Source organism: Chitinophaga sp. SVR4-12A, assembly GCF_056754765.1.
In genome coordinates this window covers 858,654-878,945 of the sequence record NZ_JBPGWP010000001.1, presented here as the reverse complement: position 1 = coordinate 878,945, position 20,292 = coordinate 858,654, and the positions used below count along the sequence as shown (strand labels likewise).

The window sequence follows — 20,292 nt, the reverse complement described above, 5'->3', positions numbered from 1 at the left end:
TTAACGTTATAAGAAAATACAATGAATAACAGGTATTGGTTTATTTCGGTCGTATTGGTAATGGTGGCTCATACTTGCCTGGCACAAACAGATACGATGATGGATAGGGTGCCCACTTTTCCTGATCCTCCGGTGGGATTTAATGTGCAGCGTGATCATGTACCTCACGGAAAATTAACAGTTGTCCGGTACAGCTCAAAGACACTCGGGAAACGCCGGGAAATGAATGTGTATACGCCTCCGGGATATTCTCCTGACAGGAAATATCCTGTACTATATCTGTTGCATGGCTTGGGCCAAGACTACCGTCAATGGACGGAATGGTGTCAGGCGGATAATATTGTGGATAACCTGATTGCAGATGGAAAAATACAACCTGTAATAATGGTTTTTCCTAACTGCGATACCAGGCTGACAGTGGCAGATACGTCAGCGGCCAGTCGCTCAGGAAGGGCAGATAACTTTGAAGGTTACGGAAAGCCATTTGAAGAGGATTTATTGCAGGATATAATTCCTTACATCGATTCACATTATTCGACTATAAATGATGGAGAACATCGTGCATTAGCAGGTTTATCTATGGGGGGCGGACAGTCATTGAATATCGGGCTGCACCATCTGGACATATTTACCAATATAGGCGGGTTTTCTTCCGCACCTAATACGAATAAGTTTGGCGGTATGTATACAGACGTCCCATTTATCCCGGATATTAAAGCCGCCCGGGAAAAGCTGAAGCTGCTATGGCTGGGATGTGGTAACAGAGATGGCCTTTTCAGCATCAGCGAAAAGGCCCATCAGTACCTTAAAGAGGTGGGCATTCCTCACGTTTGGAATGTAGACACCAATGGGCATGATAACATTGAGTGGGATCGTAACCTGTATTTGTTTTTGAATAGGTATATCAGCACACTGCCTGCTCAAACGACAAAACAGCAAAAGCCAGCCGTGCAGGAACGAACGATCAATATTGATGTCAACAAAACAGCGGGCAAGCTCAATACCATGTTTAACGAGTGTGTGGGCGCAGGCCGGGCCAATGAAGGGCTCCGGGCAGATTGGCAGCAGCAGCTTGCATATGTAAGAAAAGAATGTGGTTTCAGGTATATCCGTATGCACGGGCTGTTAACAGATGACATGGCTGTATATACCGAGGATAGTAAAGGTAACCCGGTTTACAACTACATGTACATTGATGCTTTAGTTGATTTTTTACAAAGCATTGGCATGAAACCCTTTGTTGAGCTGGGCTTTATGCCTTCAGCACTGGCCAGTGGATCCAAGACGATCTTCTGGTGGCGGGGTAACGTAACTCCTCCTAAGGATTACGAAAAATGGGCCGCATTGGTGCAGAACCTTACCCGGCATTTTACAGAGCGTTACGGAGCCAACGAAGTAAAGACCTGGTATTTTGAGGTTTGGAATGAACCTAACCTGGATGGTTTCTGGGCAGGAACGCAGGAAGATTATTTCAAGTTATACTCCTATAGTGTTAAAGCTATTAAAAGTGTCAATTCCTCTTATCGCGTTGGAGGGCCAGGCACTGCCGGTGCTGCCTGGGAACCGGAAATGATTGCATACTGCCAAAAGAATAATGTACCCATAGATTTTATAAGCACGCATGCCTATGGTGTAAAGCAGGGATATCTCGACGAATTTGGCAATTCAGGTACCGTGCTCGATAAAAATCCCATGAGCGTGAGCGGTGATGTGCTTCAGTCACGAAAAGAAATTGCCGCTTCAGCCATGCCTGGCCTGGAGCTTCATTACACCGAATGGAGCGCATCCTATACGCCGGCTGATCCCATTCATGACAGCTATCACGAAGCAGCCTATGTACTGCAAAAGCTGAAGCAGGTTGGAAAGGCTGCCAACTCAATGTCGTACTGGGTTTTTACCGATATTTTCGAAGAGCCGGGGCCTCGTTTTACGCCTTTTCACGGAGGTTTTGGAATGCTGAACACGCAGGGCATTAATAAGCCGGTATTTTATGCCTACCAGTTTATGAACCGGCTGGGAAATATTGAATTGGTAAATACTGATTCCACTTCATGGGTTTGCAGAGACTCAACGGGGAATATACAGGTGCTGGCCTGGGATTTTACCAATACGCATCCGGGAGATTCTGTGCACAATCAGCAATATTATATCCGCGATCTTCCTTCAAGACCGAAAGGAAAACTGAAGATCAACATTGCAAACGTGCCTGCCGGAATGTATTCGCTTGAAGTATATAAAGTAGGTTACCGTTGCAACGATGCCTATTCCACCTATCTCTCGATGGGGATACCTGCACAGCTTAACAGGCAGGAAGTGGAACAAATAAAGAAGCAAAACGATGGTTCGCCCGTCACAAGGGAAATTGTTACAGTAAAAGCCGGAGTGCCTTTTGCAAAAGAGCTGGAGATCCGTGAGAACGATGTTTTCTTTTTGAATATTATCAAACTGTGACTATACCGGGTAATAAAAAAGCGCTGTTTCAATGTCAAAAACAATCAGAAAGTACATTGACCTGGTCAATAATAGTAAGCGATAAAAACCATAATGTTATGATTCGAAAAATTTATACTGTAATAATAATTGCAGCATGTTTGGCATTGAATGGTTACGCTCAAACCAAGGCGCCCGCTCCCTGCGGACCGGTTCCTTCTGAAAACCAAATGAAATGGCAGGAGATGGAATATTACGCATTCATCCATTTATCTACCAATACTTTTACCGACCAGGAATGGGGGTTTGGCGAAGACGACCCTAAAATTTTTAACCCGGTGAACCTGGATTGCCGTCAATGGGCCCGTGTTTGTAAAGAAGCGGGTATGAAGGGGATCATTCTTACCGCCAAACATCATTCAGGATTTTGTTTATGGCCATCAAAGTATACTGAATATTCTGTTAAAAATTCTTCGTGGCGCGGTGGCAAAGGAGATATTGTTCGTGACCTGGCAAATGCCTGTAAAGAATACGGCCTGAAGCTGGGTATTTATTTATCTCCCTGGGATCGGAATAGCGCAGTGTATGGAACACAGCAATACATTACTTACTTCAGAAATCAGCTGAAAGAGCTGCTTACAAACTATGGGGATATTTTTGAGATATGGTTTGACGGAGCTAATGGTGGTTCGGGCTACTATGGCGGCGCCAGGGAAACCCGTAAAATAGACCGTACTACCTATTATGACTGGAAGAACACTTACAAGCTCATACGTCAGCTGCAGCCAAACATCGTTATATGGAACGATGGTGGGGATCGCGGCGATCTGCGCTGGGTAGGTACAGAGGGTGGTTATGTGGGGCAAACGAACTGGAGCCTGCTGAATGCTACCGGAGAAGTACCGTATGATATGTTGCATCATGGAGTAGAGAACGGTGATTCCTGGGTGCCGGCTGAGGTTAATACCTCCATCCGTCCCGGATGGTTCTATCATGCCTATGAAGACAGCCGCGTAAAATCCCTGCCCGATCTGCTGAACACCTACTACAGCTCTTTTGGACGTAACGGTACCCTGTTGCTGAATTTTCCTGTAGACAGGAGAGGCCTGATCCACGAAACCGATGAGAAAGCGGCGCTGGCGCTGGCGAAAGCCGTAAAAGAAGCATTTGCAGTGAACCTTGCTGAAAAGAAGAAAGTGAGCGCTTCAAATGTGCGTGGCAACGCAAGAATATTCGCTGCAAGCATGGCAGTGGACGGAAATAAGGACACCTACTGGGCAACTGATGATGCAGTAACAGCCGCAACACTGACTATTGACTTTGGTAAGCTCACTACTTTTAACCGGTTTCTTGCCCAGGAATATATAAGATTAGGCCAGCGGGTAAAAGCGTTTAAGGTTGAGGGCCTGGTAAACGGCAGCTGGAAGGAGCTGGCGAACGGAACTACCATCGGTTACAAACGTATCCTGCTTTTCCCGGCTGTAACTGCTACGCAGTTACGTTTTACCATTACAGGCGCAAAGGGCTGCCCCCTTATATCCAATATTGGAGTTTATAATGCACCTCCTATTTTGATGGCTCCTGAAATTATCAGGGATCAGTCCGGCTCGGTGTATATCAGGCCTGCCGATAAGGGATCCGTTATTTATTATACACTGGATGGCAGCATGCCTACAAAGGATGCAAAGCGGTACGAAAGACCTGTACAAACGGATGGAAAAGTGACCGTAAAAGCGATCGTTTATGATCCAATATCGAAAAAAAGCAGTGCCGTAGCAGGGGAGAAATTTGACATATCCAGGAAAGCCTGGAAAATAGCCGGTATTGATGACGATAAAGTTAACCGTGTTATAGACGGAGACCCTGCAACAGCATGGTACCAGGAACATGACAAAAAGCTGCCGGCAGATATTGATATTGATATGGGTAAGACGGAGAACGTATCCGGTTTCAAATATCTGCCAGGCCAGGGCCGCACAGAGGGAATCATTACGCACTACCAGTTCTATGTGTCAGAGGATAATAAAGACTGGAAAATAGCGGATGAGGGGGAGTTTTCTAATATTAAGAATAACCCATTGTGGCAAGTGAAGGAATTTAAGCCGGTAAAAGCCCGTTATATCAGACTGCGTGCATTGCGCAATACCCAGCATAATGATGCGGCAGGTTATGCTGAGCTGGATGTGATTACCTATTAACTTATTTCGTTTTATCAGTTTTCTCCACACAATTTTACTTAAACGAAATTAAATTCTATGAGAACAACCTTGTTGAAACCATTTAAACAAAAGGGTATGCTGCCTTTTGTATTCAGATCTGTCAGATCTCCGCGGGTATTCCCGCAGTTCAGGCAAAAAAAACTTGCCTATATCTGTTTACTGCTCTTCAGTGTTGCGTTGCCGGGCTATAAAGTGGCGGCGCAGACCAACGGTTACGTCTGGAAGAATGCGCCTGTTGGCGGTGGTGGATTTGTAACGGGTATTGTTACCCATAAAACATCCGGTGACAGGTATTGCCGCACAGATGTAGGCGGAGCTTACCGCTGGGATGCCGCAAACAATAAATGGATCCAGCTGCTCGACTGGCTTAACGAGTCAGAAAATGGGTTTATTGGAGTAGAAGCTTTGGCGCTGGATCCGCAGAATGCCAATAATGTTTATATGCTCTGCGGCACCTCCTACATCAACAACGGAAGAACAGCTATATTGAAATCCACGGACAAAGGAAATACTTTCACTTATACAGATGTTACGGCTAAATTCAAAGCGCATGGAAATGGGAACGGGCGCGGGAACGGAGAGCGGCTTGCAGTAGATCCCAAAAACAGTAACATTTTATTCTGTGGCACCCGGGCTAACGGATTATGGAAAAGCACGGATGCCGGCGTTACCTGGAACCTTGCCTGGAATGGCGTAACTACTACGCCTAATGAGAACGGAATATGTTTTGTAGTTTTTGATCCTTCCAGCGCCGTAGTAGGCGGGGCCACGCAAACCATGTACATTGGCGTTTCCCGTACCGGGAGCGCGAATATATATAAGAGCACAGACGGAGGCGCCACCTTTACCGCCATTTCCGCAACCGCCAGCTTTATGCCGCACCGCGCAGCGCTGCAGGGAACTACCATGTATGTTACCTATTCTGATGATGCAGGTCCGCAGTCCAGTAACGGAGATGGAAAGCTGTATAAGCTCAACACAGCTACCGGTGTGTGGACAAACGTTACCCCCGTTTCTTCAAAAGATTATGCATACGGAGGCGTAAGTATTGATCCGACTAACGTTAACCGGGTAATAGTTTCTTCCTGTGGTATGTATTGGAACAACCAGTTTGGTACCGGCTGGGGCGATTTTGTTTTCCTCTCTACCGATGGAGGGTCCAGCTGGACGCTTAAAAACGGCACAAATGCCACCTATGATAGTAATGGCATGGGATGGACTGTGGGAGGCGCAGTTAACTGGATGGACTGTATAGAGTTTGATCAGTCCAACCTTTCAAAGGTGCGGGTGATCGGTGGCGGTGGCGTATATACCTGCTCCGATATTACAGCCACAAATCCTTCATGGAAATATGACGTTATTGGGCTTGAAGAGACCGCGCTGCTTGACGGGATAAGCATCCCCGGAGGGCCGTTCATTTCTTCCTTTGGAGATGTAACAGGCTTTGTGCATGAGCCGCTGACTGCTTACCCGGCAAAAAGACTGGCGCCTTCAGATCAGAACAACCAGAGCATTGCTTATGCTGCCGGCAACACAAACAAAGTTGTAAGAGCTTCAAACGGCGGAAACGTTGTTTACTATTCCAACGATAAGGGTGCTTCATGGACGGGATGCGCCAGCAATAAAGGTGCAGGAGGAAAGGTAGCTGTCAGCGCTGACGGAGGTACTATACTGCATTGCCCCGGCGGTTCTGCAACCACCTACTATACTACCAACAACGGCGGCAGCTGGTCTGCCTGTTCAGGTGTATCCTTTGGAGACGCCGTTCCGGTTGCTGACCAGGTAAACTCCAACTATTTTTATATCTACATTCCAAACAACGGGCAGCTCCTGAGGAGCTCCAACAAAGGAGTCAGTTTTTCATTAGCGGGTACGCCGGGTGCGTCAACTGCGAATTATCCGTGGGAAGCGGCTTTGATCCGGACCGTACCGGGTCGTGAAGGGCATGTGTGGGTACCGCTTGGCCGCAATGGATTAAAGTATTCAACCAACTACGGCGCGGCTTATACGAATGTAGCGAATGTAACTTATTGTAAAACGATTGGCATAGGAAAGGCGGTGTCAGGCGCCAGCTATCCTACTGTTTTCATCTGGGGAACAGTTGCTGGCGTGACAGGGCTTTTCAGATCAACGGACCAGGGTGCTACCTGGACCAGGCTGAATGACGACGCCCACGAGTTTGCAGGCGCGCCATTGCTGATCGGCGATATGAACGTTGCCGGAAGGGTATACATGAGCGCCGGCGGCGGAAGAGGCTTAATTTACTGGGAGCCCGCCGCCTGTACACCTACTGCCATCACACCCTATTTAAATGTTAATAACGGAACCTGGCAGCAGACAGCCAATGCTTCTTTAGCTGCAGGTGGCAGCGTACAGTTTGGCCCTCAGCCTACGCAGGGCGGATCCTGGAGCTGGAGCGGGCCGAATAATTTCAGTGCCACTACGCGGGAAGTGTATATATCTAATGTTCAGTCCAGCCAGGCGGGAAATTACGTGGCCACCTACACCAACAGCGCAGGATGCAAAAGCAGGCAGACCTTTAATATCAGCCTGACCGGCTCATTAATGAGAGCTTCCCAGGCAGGGATGAGCGACACTTCAGCTGTCGCGATTTCACAGAAGACCAGCTTTAATGAAGATGAGGTGAGCATCTATCCGAATCCTGCCAGCGAGGGAAGATGTACGATCCTGCTTAAGGAGATTTCAGAACAGGCGGTGGTAAGGATTTATGATAACCAGGGCAGAATGCTTTATGAAAGGAAAACGCAGGGCAGTAACAAAATAGAGCTTGATTCGCGGCTGAATGCAGGATTCTACATTGTCACAATAGATTCGAATGGATCCAGTTTCACTAAGAAGCTCATCGTTCATTGACAAATCTTAAAGAAACAGACGCGCTTAAAACAAATGAATAATATAATGAGATTCCGGATTCGAACTTCGCTGCTATTCTTTGCAGCACTTTTTCTTGCTCAAACATCTATTTATGCTCAGATCAGTTTGCCGCATGTATTTGGCGATAGCATGGTTTTACAGAGGGGCGTCAAAATTCCGGTTTGGGGAAGTTCAAGTCCAGGCGCCCTTGTCGTTGCAAAACTTGGAAACGCGCAGGCAACGGCGAAAGCTGATCAGCAGGGAAAATGGCAGCTCAAATTTCCTGTGTTTAAAGCAGGAGGACCTTATGTGCTCAAAGTTGCAGAATCCGGAAAACCCGGCGCTGCAATCAAACTGAAGGGAATTCTTATTGGCGATGTGTGGTTGGCTTCCGGTCAGTCAAACATGGAATGGCAGGTGCAGCAGGCTAAGGATGCAGGTAAGGAAATTGCAAACGCCAATTTTCCGCAAATGCGGTTTTTGGTGGTTGAACATAGTAAACAGGTAAAACCTCAAACTGATATTTCAGGTGGAAGATGGAAAGTTTGTGATACTGGAAATGTGAAAGGGTTTTCTGCAGTTGCTTACTATTTTGCCCGTAAAATTCACCAGGATCAAAAAATTCCTGTTGGTATTATTCAAAGTACCTGGGGTGGCACACCCATAGAGGCGTGGACCAGCAGGGAGATGCTGCTTACATCGCCAATCACCAGGGAAAGAACGCTTAGTAATGATACGCTGGCTCCGGATCGTGAGGATTTTGTACAGGACAGTCTGAACCAGGTACGCCTGTGGAGTATGGTATATAATCCGCAGAATAATGCGGATAAGATAGTTCCCGCTGTAGAATATGATGATGCAGATTGGACAACCGTTGAAATGCCGAATGTGATAAAGGATTTTGGAATTGGTTATTATGAAGGAGTGGTCTGGCTAAGAAAAAAAATCACATTGCCCCCATCATTTAATCAAAGAGATGTAACCATCCACCTGGGGCATCCTGAGATGAATTATTCGCTTTACTTTAATGGCCAGGAAATATGTAAGAATGTGTGGTATTCCAATGCAACGCATGCTTATACCATTCCGGCCAACATGGTAAAGAGGGGAGAAAATACTATTGCTGTCAGAATAGCCATGTTATGGGGTGGGGGCGGTTTGAGCCCCTTAGATGATATTTATATGACCGATGGTTCGTCTAAAATTTCTTTAGCCGGAAAATGGTTATATAAAAAGGATCTTGAAGGCGCTCTCCCTAAAATGCTTAATTACCAGTATTATCCCACAGTACTCTTTAATACCATGATAAACCCGCTTATTCCTTTCGGTATTAAAGGATTTATCTGGTACCAGGGTGAAGCCAATACAGGAGCTGCTTATGATTATCGGAAATTGTTTCCTATGCTGATTGCAGACTGGAGGAAGCGCTGGCAGCAAGGCAATCTTCCGTTTTTATTTGTTCAGTTGGCCAATTACATGAAAACACAACCGCTTCCGTCAGAAAGCGGTTGGGCAGAACTAAGAGAAGCGCAAACGCTGACGCTATCGCAGCCCAATACAGGAATGGCCTGCACTATTGATATTGGAGAAGCCAATGACATCCACCCGAAAAATAAACAGGAAGTGGGCCGCCGCCTGGCTCTGGTTGCCAATAAAATGGTGTACAAACAAGCATGCATTGCATCTGGCCCGAGGTATAAAAATTATAAGAAGGAAGGAAATCGCATTCGCATCAGTTTTACAGACATGGGGGCGGGTCTTTCTACAAAAGATGGAAAGGAAGTAAGAGGTTTTGCTGTTGCCGGTAAAGACAAACAATTTTATTGGGCCAAAGCGATCATTGAAGGAAATGAAGTTGTTATTTATGCTGATAAAGTTGCCGAACCTGTAGCCGTGCGATATGCCTGGGCGGATAACCCGGAATGCAACCTGGTAAATTCAGAAAATCTGCCGGCCGTTCCTTTCAGAACAGATGCACCCTAAATACCTTCTTTTTTCATAATAATATCATGTATATTGGTGGAGTTGCTTTGTTTGCCATTGATCCGTTAATTTACATGCCGGCGTGAAGTACATCTTTTTTTATGCACCCTGATCCTGTTGTTCCACCTTGCTGTCTCACAGCAGAACGATCTGAACTTCGTTAATTTCAGCAGTAAAGATGGCCTGTCTTCCAATACCGTTACCGCTATCCTGAAGGACAAATACGGCTATATGTGGTTTGGTACAGACGATGGCCTTAATAAATTCGATGGGGTTAATTTCACAGTCTACAGGCATAAGGAAGGCGATACGGCCAGCATTGGCGCCAATTCGATCCTTGCCCTGCACGAAGACCGTTCCGGCAATCTTTGGGTAGGAACAAACGCTACACTGTCGCTGTACAACCGCGATAAGGACTGTTTCATCAATTACGAGCTTACTTCAAATAATACGGCGCGGGCGCTCTTTCGTGATCATAACGGTGATCTTTGGATCGGGAGCTATACCGGCCTGTTCAGGTTCAGCCCGCAAACGGGTAAAACAACCCGCTACCGCGCTGATCCCGGAAAACCGGGGCAATTGGCAACTAACATTATTACCTGCATACTGGAAGACAGCAGGCGCCGCTTATGGATAGGAGGAAACTCCGGTTTGTACCTTTACCAACGCAATACAGACAATTTTAGGCATTTTGCACACGATCCGGCAGACCCGCTGTCGCTCCCTGACAATTCAGTAAAAGCATTGGCAGAAGATCATGACGGTAATATATGGGTCGGCAGCGATGACGGCGGTTTAACGATGCTGCTGCCGGAAGGGAAGGGCTTTTGCAGCTACCGGCATAGTGAAACCGCCAGGCAGACATTAAGCAGCGACCGGGTATTGGCAATCACCGCCGAGAATCCGGGCAGCTTATGGGTAGGCACCGAGGAAGGGCTGAATATCTTCGATCTCCGCAGGAAAACAGCACGCAGGGTGGAGTATGATCCCAGGAACAGCTATAGTTTACGGGGCAAGTCTGTCCGCAGCATTTTTATTGATAAGAACGGCATTTACTGGGTTGGGACCTACCAGGGCGGCGTGAGTAAATTCGATAAGAACCTCGCTTTCTTTAATCTCCGGAAGAGCGATCCTTTTGATCCAAAAGGCCTGACAGCGCCAGTCGTCACTTCTTTTTCGGAAAGCGAAGATGGAGACATCTATGTAGGGACCGACGGAGGCGGCGTCAACCTGTACCACAGGAAGACCGGCTTGTTCGACCATCTCGTATTTCACGGTAAGGGAAAGCCGCCGGCCGTGCTGGCATTGGAGCGTACGGGCGGGGAACTATGGATCGGCACTTTCATGCAGGGCGCCTATGTACTGCATATGCAATCAGGCAAGGTTAAGCACTATACGAAAGGCGAAGGGCCGGAAAGCCTTTCCGGTAATGAAATTTTTTGTCTTAAAAAGGACAGCAGGGGAAATATCTGGATAGGCACTAACGGGAATGGCATAACGGTGTACGATCCCCTTAAGGCGCTCATGCATCGGTTCAATAGTAACCATGACCATGCCGCTAATAATAGAGTGCTTACAAATGGCTTTGTCAGGGCGATAGAAGAGGACTGGTCGGGCAACATCTGGATCGGTACGATAGGCGCCGGGATTGCGGTGTATGATCCAACCCAAGGCAGCGTCCGCGTGCTTAACCATGAGAATAGCAGCTTGCCATCCAATGACGTACAGGCGCTTTGTATTGGCAGGAGCGGCCGGATCTGGGCCGGCGCCCCGGGAGGCGGGATATGCCTGTTCGACAGCACAACGGAGAAATTCGTCTGTTATGCCGAGCAGCAGGGAGTGTCCAATGCAGTGATCTACAAGATCCTTGAAGACGATGCCGGTAAAGTGTGGGTCAGCACTAATAAGGGCCTCAGCAGTTTTGATCCGCAGACCCGGAAATTCAAGAACTATTTCCCGTATAACGGTTTGCAGCATAGTACATTCAGCCTGGGCGCGGGATTGAGAACCAGCAACGGTGAGCTGTTCTTCGGCGGCCTGGATGGGTTTAACTATTTCGATCCCAAGGCCTTGAACTACAACAGGAATGTACCTAAGATAGTGCTTACAGATCTGAAGATCGCCAATAGCTCCGTGGTGCCCGGCGAAAAGGCGGCGATCAGGAAGCATATCTCAGTGGCGGACGAGATCCGCCTCGCTTACCGGCAAAATTTCTCTATCAGCTATGCCACTCTCAATTTCACCGCGCCGGAAGAGAGCAGGTATACTTATATACTGGAAGGCTTCGATAAAAGCTGGAACAACGCAGGGACTTCCCGTACCGCCGTGTTTTCCAATTTGCAGCCCGGCAAATACATATTCCGGGTAAAAGCAAGTAGTGATGACGGTTCATGGAATACAAAAGAAGCCACCATTACTATATATGTAAGGCCTCCTTTCTGGCTCACGGTTTACGCATATATTTTCTACGTCCTGGCGGCAGGTCTTATTTTATGGGGACTGCGGTATCGCGCCGTCCGGAAATTGAAGAACAGGTTTGCGCTGGAGCAGGAACGTTTCCAGATAAGGCAGACCATGGAGCTGGAAAGGAGAGAGGTGGAGCGGCAGCGTGAATTTGAACAGGTAAAAATCAAGTATCTCACCAATTTAAGCCATGAGTTCCGGACACCGGTGTCGCTCATCGTAGGCCCTATAGAAAATCTGATCCGGCAGGAAACATCCGCTGAAAAGCTGGGACAGCTGAACCTCCTGAAGCGAAATGCCCGCAGACTATTAAACCTGGTTAATCAGCTGCTCGACTTCCGTAAGCTCGAAGAGCGGGAGCTAAAACTGCATCTTACCGACGGAGACATTGTTTCCTTTATAAAAGAAGTGGTAGAATCATTCAAGGATATTTCCGAGCGCAGACAGGTCAGCTTTTCCTTCACCAGCACCCTGGATCGCTTTCATACCTGTTTTGACAGGGATAAGATTGAACGGATATTGTTCAATCTTTTGTCGAATGCATTCAAATTTACGCCTAAAGGCGGCAGGATCTCCCTCAGTATTGACCAGGATACCCTGCAGGGCCTGAGAATAGCCGTTACAGATACGGGGCTTGGAATGACAAAAGAAGTGCAGGAAAAGATCTTTACTCGCTTTTTCCAGGGAGATGCCAATTCCGCAGTGCTCAACCAGGGAACTGGTATCGGCCTTTCCATTACCCTGGAGTTCGTGAAAATGCATGGCGGCGCTGTTGATGTTGAAAGCATTCCCGGCAAGGGAAGCATCTTCACTATCCGGCTGCCCTTAGCACCGCTGCAGGAGCCGGAAGAAAATATGGCGCCGCCGTATGCAATCGCAGATGACCCCCCCGGGGCCGGCCTGCCGGATGCAGACCCAACACCGGCGCCACAAACCATTGTGCCTGTCACGGAAAGGTTGACCGTACTGCTGGTAGAGGACAACGATGATTTCCGGTATTATCTGAAAGATAATTTAAAGCCCTTTTATAAAATAATAGAAGCCTCAGACGGAAAAGAAGGATGGCAAAAGGCCCTTTCCACTCATCCTCATGTAATTGTGAGTGATGTCAGTATGCCTTGTATGGATGGTATTCAGCTGAGCCGGAAGATCAGATCAGACAATCGGACCAGCCATATCCCTATTATCCTGTTAACTGCGCTGACAGGCGACGCTTCGCAGTTGAAAGGCCTGGAGACCGGCGCCAGTGATTATCTAACTAAACCCTTCAATTTTGATATATTAAATATTAAGATCAGGAACCTGGTACAGCTGAACCAAACCCTGAAAGACACCTATACCCGTCAGCTGAAGGTGGTGATGCCAGTAACTGAAGTGGAATCCGAGGACGAGCAGCTATTGCTGAAGGTCATACAATATATCGAGGACAATATTAACAATGACCAATTGACAGTGGAGGAGCTAAGTAAGCACCTTTTTATGAGCCGTGCCTCCCTGTATAATAAGATCGTCCAGTTGACGGGCGAAACCCCTGTAGAATTCATCCGCTCTATAAAGCTGAACAAAGCTGCAGACCTGTTGAAAAACAGCGACATGAAGATCGCCCAGATCGGGTATGCCGTCGGGTTTTCTACCCCTAATTATTTTACCAGGGCCTTTAAGGCAAAATTTAACCTGCTGCCCTCTGAATACCAGGCCCGGAACAGGCCGTCTGCCAGCTAAAGCCAGGCTGAATCTGGCATTTTAAACATTTGTGCTATTCATTTTTACAAACCAACCATAGCCCCTGTACAAGTCACGTTACATTCGCTGCGACGACATATTCCTCGTATTTGAATTACTGTACAAATCCACGATTATGAAATTTTTGGTTACGCACAGCTTACAAAAAGCGTCAACCTCCTTCAAATTCCTATTAGGAAAAACGATGCTGACTTTTCTACTTGTTTTTGGGACAACATCTTTTGCAGGAGCGCAGAACATTATTATTAACGGCCGCATTACCGGCGACGACGGATCAGGAATCCCCGGCGCCAGCGTACAGCTAAAAGGCACCAGGACGGGCGTGCTGAGTGATAGCGACGGCTTCTTTAAGGTCACCGCCCCGGCCACCGGCACATTGGTGGTCTCTTCGGTGGGTTTCGTGCCCCGGGAAATTGCCGTGAACCGTCAAACAACTGTCAACGTGACACTAAAATCAGCGGTCAGTGACCTGGAACAGGTAGTGGTAATAGGATATGGCACTGCAAAAAAGAAGGACGTGACAGGAGCCACGGTCTCCGTTAAGGGAGAAACCTTGAGAGAAGTAGGGGCGCCTAACGTTTATAACCAGCTCCAGGGCAGAGCAGCCGGTATTGACATTGTGAACAATGGTTCCAGTATAGGCACCGGCGGAGAGATCAGGATCAGGGGCAACCGCTCGCTCGCATCCAGCTCAGGCGCCAATAATTCCCAGAATGGCCCGCTGCTGGTAGTAGACGGCATACCGCTTTCAGGTGGCAGTATCAACGATATCAATCCCAATGATATTGCAACCATTGACGTGCTAAAAGATGCATCTGCAACTGCCATATATGGCTCCCGCGGATCCGGCGGGGTGATCATCATTACCACAAAAAGAGGACGGCCTGGTAAGCCCGTCACCAGTTATGACGGTTATGTGGGTATTTCCCAGGCAATGGGCACCTATGATCTCTTTAACGGGCAGGAGTATGCAGCGTTCAAGGAAGCTGCAAAGCAGGGACAGCCCAATCCTAATAATCCCCATCCCAATGCACTTACCCCCATTGAACAGGAAAACCTGGCCAAAGGCGTTAATACAGATTGGCAGCGGCTTTTGCTGACAAGCGGTATCCGTACAGATCATAATATCAGCGTTGCCGGCGGTAATGAAACAACCTTGTATAGCTTCGGCTTCGGTGTATTCCGTGAAACGGGCATCATACCGGATCAGCGTTTTGACCGCGGTTCATTTCATATCGCGATTGATCACAAGATGAGTGATCGTATAAAAGTAGGCCTGACCACTACCAATACCATGAGCTGGGCCAACCGTGTTAATACCAGCGCTTTCGGATCAGCTACCAGGTTAAGCCCGCTGTACCTCCCTTATAACGCTGACGGCAGTATTAACTTTCAGCCGGCTATTCAACAATCGAATGACGCCAACCAGCTAAGTCCGCTCACGTCCATTGGCAACAATGATAAGATCAAAGCGCGTACCCGGCGCTTCAGGACATTGACCAATGTGTACGGAGAGCTGGAGATCATTAAAGGGTTGAAATTCAGAAGTAGCCTGGCGCTCGACTGGATCCAGACCATGAACAATAACTATAATGGCCCGGGAACTGTATTTAACACCAACCTCACTACCGCGGGCGCTACGCTAAGCCAGTCGAACGATGAAACCTGGAGCTATACCGTAGACAACACCCTTACCTACGAAAAAACTTTCGCAGAAAAGCATAAGATCCAGGCTACCGCCTTACACGAAGTGGTGAAAAATTTCAATCAGAGCCAGCAATTCAACGGACAAGGAGTACCGGCTGACTATATCCAGGACTATAATTTCCAGCTGGCGAATTCGCTGACAGCTAATCCTTCCGGCTACACCGACCGCGGCCTGTTGTCCTATATGGCCCGGGTGTTTTATGCTTATGATGATCGTTACATGCTGACGGCTACGGTGAGGACTGACGGCGCTTCCGTACTGGCGCCAGGCAATCAATGGTTCACCTATCCGGCACTGTCTGCAGGCTGGAACCTCAGCAACGAACATTTTATGCGCAACATTAACTGGATAGATCATCTTAAACTGAGGGTAGGATGGGGCATAAGCTCCAACCAGACCATTGCGCCTTACACCACTATAGGAAGCCTTTCTTCCAATTTCTACAATTATGGTCCGGGCACCTCTCCCAATGTGAATTTTGTATCCGGGTACCTGATCAATACACTTCCCAATCCCGATCTCACCTGGGAATCTACCAGGGGATACAATATAGGGCTGGATTTCAGCTTCTTCAACAACCGTTTGAGTGGCGCCGTTGAATATTATAATGTCAATACCCGGGATATACTTCTCAGTAAAGAATTACCACGAAGCAGGGGAGCCAACTCCGTACTTGTTAACCAGGGCAAGACAGCCGGCCATGGCCTGGAAATAACGCTCAGTAGCCTGAACGTAAAAAGCCGCGGCGGGTTCACCTGGAATACAGACCTGAATTTTTCCATGGCCAGGGAAAAGATCGTCGCCCTGCAGCCGGGCTTGACCCAGGACATTGGCAATGGCTGGTATGTGGGGCAACCGCTGACGGTAATTTATGACGTGAAAAAGACCGGCATCTGGCAGTTGGGTGAAAAAGAGGATGCCGCTAAATACGGGGCCGCACCGGGCGATATCAGGATCCAGGATGTCAACAACAATGGATCAATCGGAGCGGAAGACCGCCAAGTGATCGGCAATTTTCAACCGGATTTTGTATTTGGTTTCAGCAACCGCTTCGCTTATAAGAATTTTGACCTGAATATTGTGACATTCGGCCGTATCGGGCAAACAGTGGTGGTTACCTACCTGACCGCTGATGGTGGCGCAGCCGGTTATCCTTTCTTTATGAATAGCCGTGTTAACCAGTACAAAGTAAATTATTGGACACCCGATAATCCCACCAACGATTTTCCGCAGCCGGATGCAAGCAGGGATGCTTTACAGTATACATCCACCTTGTCTTACCGTGACGGCTCTTTTATTAAGATAAGGTCTGCCAACCTGGGATATACCTTTCCTTCAAAGATCACCAGTAAGATCGGTCTTAGTTCACTTCGGGTATACCTGGCCGCCCAGAACCCCTTTATTATCTGGGCGCCCCTGGTACGTGACGGGCTTGGCATCGACCCTGAAGGTAACGGCAATGGCAACGCCGTTGGTTCTACTGCAGGTGGAACGCCTGTGGTGGGCAGGGCTATCACAGTAGGAATGGGAGTACCGCCTACCCGTCAGTATATGTTTGGTGTTAATGTTAAATTCTAATCTGAAACCGAGCTCAAAATGAAACTGAATATAAAATTCTCATGGCTGCTGATGGCAGCGTTACTGATCATCGCAGCAGCTTGTAAGAAGGTGCTGAATGAGCAGCCCCGGGCAACCATCGATCCCGATTATTTCAAAACGCCCGAAGGATTGGAAGGAGGCGTTGCGGGTATCTATTCCTCCTTCCGTAGTCATTGGGGCACGCAGATCTTTACCCAGCTCTTTAACGGCGGAACGGATGAGATGATCAGAGGTGGCGCCGCGGATGTGCAGCACAACTTTACCTACTCGTCTCTGATGAAGAGCAACACGAATGACTATAGCGGCTTTTGGAATGCCATGTACATAGATATCAACACGGCTAATGGCATACTCCAGTTTGGACAGGAGGCCAGGATGGATGAGGGTAAAAAAGCGCAGCTGCTTGCGCAGGCTAAATTCCTGCGTGCATTTTGTTATTTCTACCTGGTTACAACTTTTGGCGAGGTCCCCTTGCATCTCACTTTCAATACCCAGGTGGAAGCCGCTGATACCAGGGCGCCTGTTGCCGAAGTATATGATGCCATTATAAAGGACCTGCAGGATGCCGCTGCAGTGCTGCCCAACCAGCCGGCTGCCGGTTTGGGTAAACCTGCCTATAAAGCTACGGCCCTTTACCTGCTTGCAAAGACTTACCTGTGGAGGGGATGGTCAGCTGCAGCCAAAGGAAGCGACTTTACGGACGCTTTTAACACCGCTAAAAGCATTATCGATAATAAAGGTGTTTATGGTCTTGACCTTTGGCCCTCGTTTGCCCAGGGCTTCCTGGAAGGCAATGAATACGGGCGGGAGACCATCATGGTCATTGATCATAACAAAGACCTGAAATTTGGAGAGAATTCCCAGACAGGTACCGGCGCCACCAACCTGAAGGAGAATAAGTCCAACTTCTTTTTCCGTCCGAACTATCCCACCGTAAATGCCAACTATCCCGCTGCGGGCGGAGCTTACGTGTGTGTAAGAGATGTGCAGAATGGCCGTCCCTGGCAAAGAATACGGCCCAACATGCGTTATGTGCTGCAGGTAGCTTTTGCGAACAGGGCTACAGACTCCCGGTATGACGGCACCTTTCAGACCATCTGGTTATCCAACAGTGTGCCGGCGGCTGTGAAAGGCACAGCCGGTGCGGCTACACCAAGAGGTACGCTTGTCAACGGTGTTGATACCGCCATCTGGATGGCAGACAGGGTGATAACGACGCCCGAAAGAGCCGCCTTCCGGGGAATTATTTTTGAGCCTGATTATCTGCCGGGAGTAACGGTGCCTTATACCAGCCTGCTGTACCCTTCTCTGCGTAAATGGGACGATTCAACAAGAGCCGATATGAACGATTATTCTGACAGGCCCTATATACTGTTCCGTTTTTCGGAACTCTACCTGATCGCTGCTGAAGCGGCGCTGAAAGGAGGCGGATCACTGCAGCAGGCTGCAGATATGTTGAACGTGCTACGAATAAGAGCCGCGCTAAAACCAGGGCAAACACCAGATCAGTATGCGGCTGCGGTAGCCGCGCAGACTATTACCGCCGGCCAGGTAACGCTGGATTTTACTCTTGAAGAACGTACCAGGGAACTATATGGCGAATGTAACAGGTGGTATGATCTTGCCCGGACAAAAACGCTGGTTGCCAGGGTTAAACAATACAATGAGGAAGCGGCGGCAAATGTATTGCCTGAACATATGTTGAGGCCCATACCGCAGCAGCAGATAGACCTGGTAACAGAAGGACCGGCGTTTCCACAGAACCCCTGGTATGGGAACTGATCTGGATTCTCAGCATTTTGTAAATAAAACTTGAACACTGGTGTCAAACTGACAGCTATTTATATCCCGGATTTTCTTTAACTTATAAAAATCAACAGCGGAATAACAAAGCTATAATGACTATGAAAAAGCTAATGATATTATCTTTTATCGTCTGTTATGTTCAGGGATGGGCCATAGGGCAATCCCTTACGGTGAAAAGCCCCCAAGCGGGGCGAAACCTGTTCCGTGAAGCGGGTTACAGCACGGCAGACATCGAGGATAAGGTCAATAAGGCTTATCATGATATCTTTGAAGGGCCCAACCGTATCTATTTTGAAGTAGGTGATTCGATGGCGTATGTTTCCGATTTGAAAAATCACGATGCCCGTACGGAGGGGCTCTCATATGGTATGATGATAGCCGTTCAGCTGGATAAAAAAGACGTATTCGACCGCATCTGGAGATGGTCGAAAAAGTACCTCCAACACCAGGATGGGCCCCGTAAGGGTTATTTTGCCTGGAGCATAAACCCGCAAACCATGAAGCGCAATTCGGAAGGCTCAGCCTCTGACGGCGAATTGTATTATATCACCAGCTTGCTGTTTGCGGCAAACCGTTGGGGAAATAATACCGGTATTGATTACTATAAAGAAGCAAGGGCAATATTGGATGCCATGTGGGAAAAAGACGGCAGCGGCAATATCTATAACCTGATCAATACGGAACACAAACAGATCACCTTCGTGCCCGAAGGTGGCAACTATAACTGGACAGATCCTTCCTATCATCTCCCGGCCTTTTACGAAGTGTGGGCATTGTACGCGAAAGACGGGCACGAGCAATTTTACAGGGACTGTGCAGACACGTCCCGTGTTTTCCTGCACAGGGCCTGCCACCCGGTTACCGGCCTGAATTCCGACTATACGGAGTTTAGTGGTGTTCCTCATCCAACGCCCTGGATGCAGCCGGGTTTCCGTTATGACTCCTGGAGGGTACCCATGAATATTGCTATGGATTATGTATGGTTTGGAAAGGATAAAAAATGGCAGGAGGACTATGCCCGCCGCTTTCAACGTTTTCTGCGGTCAAAAGGTATCGACAGCTTCGGAGACCAGTTTAACCTGGACGGATCCGAGCCTGATTTTATATTGCAGGCAGGGAAAGTAAAAAAACTGAGGCATTCGCTTGGCCTGGTAGCGACAGCCGCCGCTGCTTCACTTGTGAATAAAAAGGATAACAGCCTGGATTTTGTACGTGCGCTTTGGAATGCTAAGCTGGAGCCCTATGAAGATGGTTATTTCGATCCCTACTATGATGGATTGTTGTACCTGTTCAGTCTCATGCATTTAAGCGGTAAATACCATATCATACAGCCGGCCAACTGATTTGCTGAACAATTTATGCTTTTTAACTGTTGTGTTGGGAGAGCACTGTTGTAATACATCCCACTGCAATTACCGCCGCAGTGGGTTAAATTACATTTATACAGAGAGCATTTCTTCACCATGA

General features: G+C 48.0%; 8 protein-coding genes. All 8 read left to right on the top strand.

The genetic code is table 11. From position 1 onward, the window contains the following. The first annotated feature begins 21 nt into the window (after positions 1-21). The gene (locus ACR9Y8_RS03390; RefSeq protein ID WP_481211824.1) at positions 22-2,451 is read left to right on the top strand and encodes a GH39 family glycosyl hydrolase; all 2,430 of its coding nucleotides are present in this window, start codon (positions 22-24) and stop codon (positions 2,449-2,451) included. 98 nt (positions 2,452-2,549) lie between these two features. Next, positions 2,550-4,628 (top strand): discoidin domain-containing protein, encoded by a 2,079-nt coding sequence (locus ACR9Y8_RS03385; protein ID WP_481211823.1) that lies wholly within the window; start codon positions 2,550-2,552, stop codon positions 4,626-4,628. A 57-nt stretch (positions 4,629-4,685) separates the two neighbouring features. Further along, positions 4,686-7,523: a T9SS type A sorting domain-containing protein gene (locus ACR9Y8_RS03380; RefSeq protein WP_481211822.1), complete on the top strand. Its 2,838-nt coding sequence runs from the start codon at positions 4,686-4,688 to the stop codon at positions 7,521-7,523. 45 nt (positions 7,524-7,568) lie between these two features. After that, entirely contained in the window at positions 7,569-9,506 is a 1,938-nt protein-coding gene (locus tag ACR9Y8_RS03375) for a sialate O-acetylesterase (RefSeq protein WP_481211821.1), read from the top strand. A 117-nt stretch (positions 9,507-9,623) separates the two neighbouring features. Continuing rightward, positions 9,624-13,691 (top strand): hybrid sensor histidine kinase/response regulator transcription factor, encoded by a 4,068-nt coding sequence (locus ACR9Y8_RS03370; RefSeq protein ID WP_481211820.1) that lies wholly within the window; start codon positions 9,624-9,626, stop codon positions 13,689-13,691. Between the two features lie 205 nt (positions 13,692-13,896). Continuing rightward, positions 13,897-16,998: a SusC/RagA family TonB-linked outer membrane protein gene (locus tag ACR9Y8_RS03365; RefSeq protein WP_481211819.1), complete on the top strand. Its 3,102-nt coding sequence runs from the start codon at positions 13,897-13,899 to the stop codon at positions 16,996-16,998. Between the two features lie 18 nt (positions 16,999-17,016). Continuing rightward, entirely contained in the window at positions 17,017-18,801 is a 1,785-nt protein-coding gene (locus ACR9Y8_RS03360; protein WP_481211818.1) for a RagB/SusD family nutrient uptake outer membrane protein, read from the top strand. A gap of 122 nt (positions 18,802-18,923) precedes the next feature. Beyond that, positions 18,924-20,168, top strand: coding sequence for a family 8 glycosyl hydrolase (locus tag ACR9Y8_RS03355; RefSeq protein WP_481211817.1), 1,245 nt, complete (start codon positions 18,924-18,926; stop codon positions 20,166-20,168). Positions 20,169-20,292 lie beyond the last annotated feature (124 nt).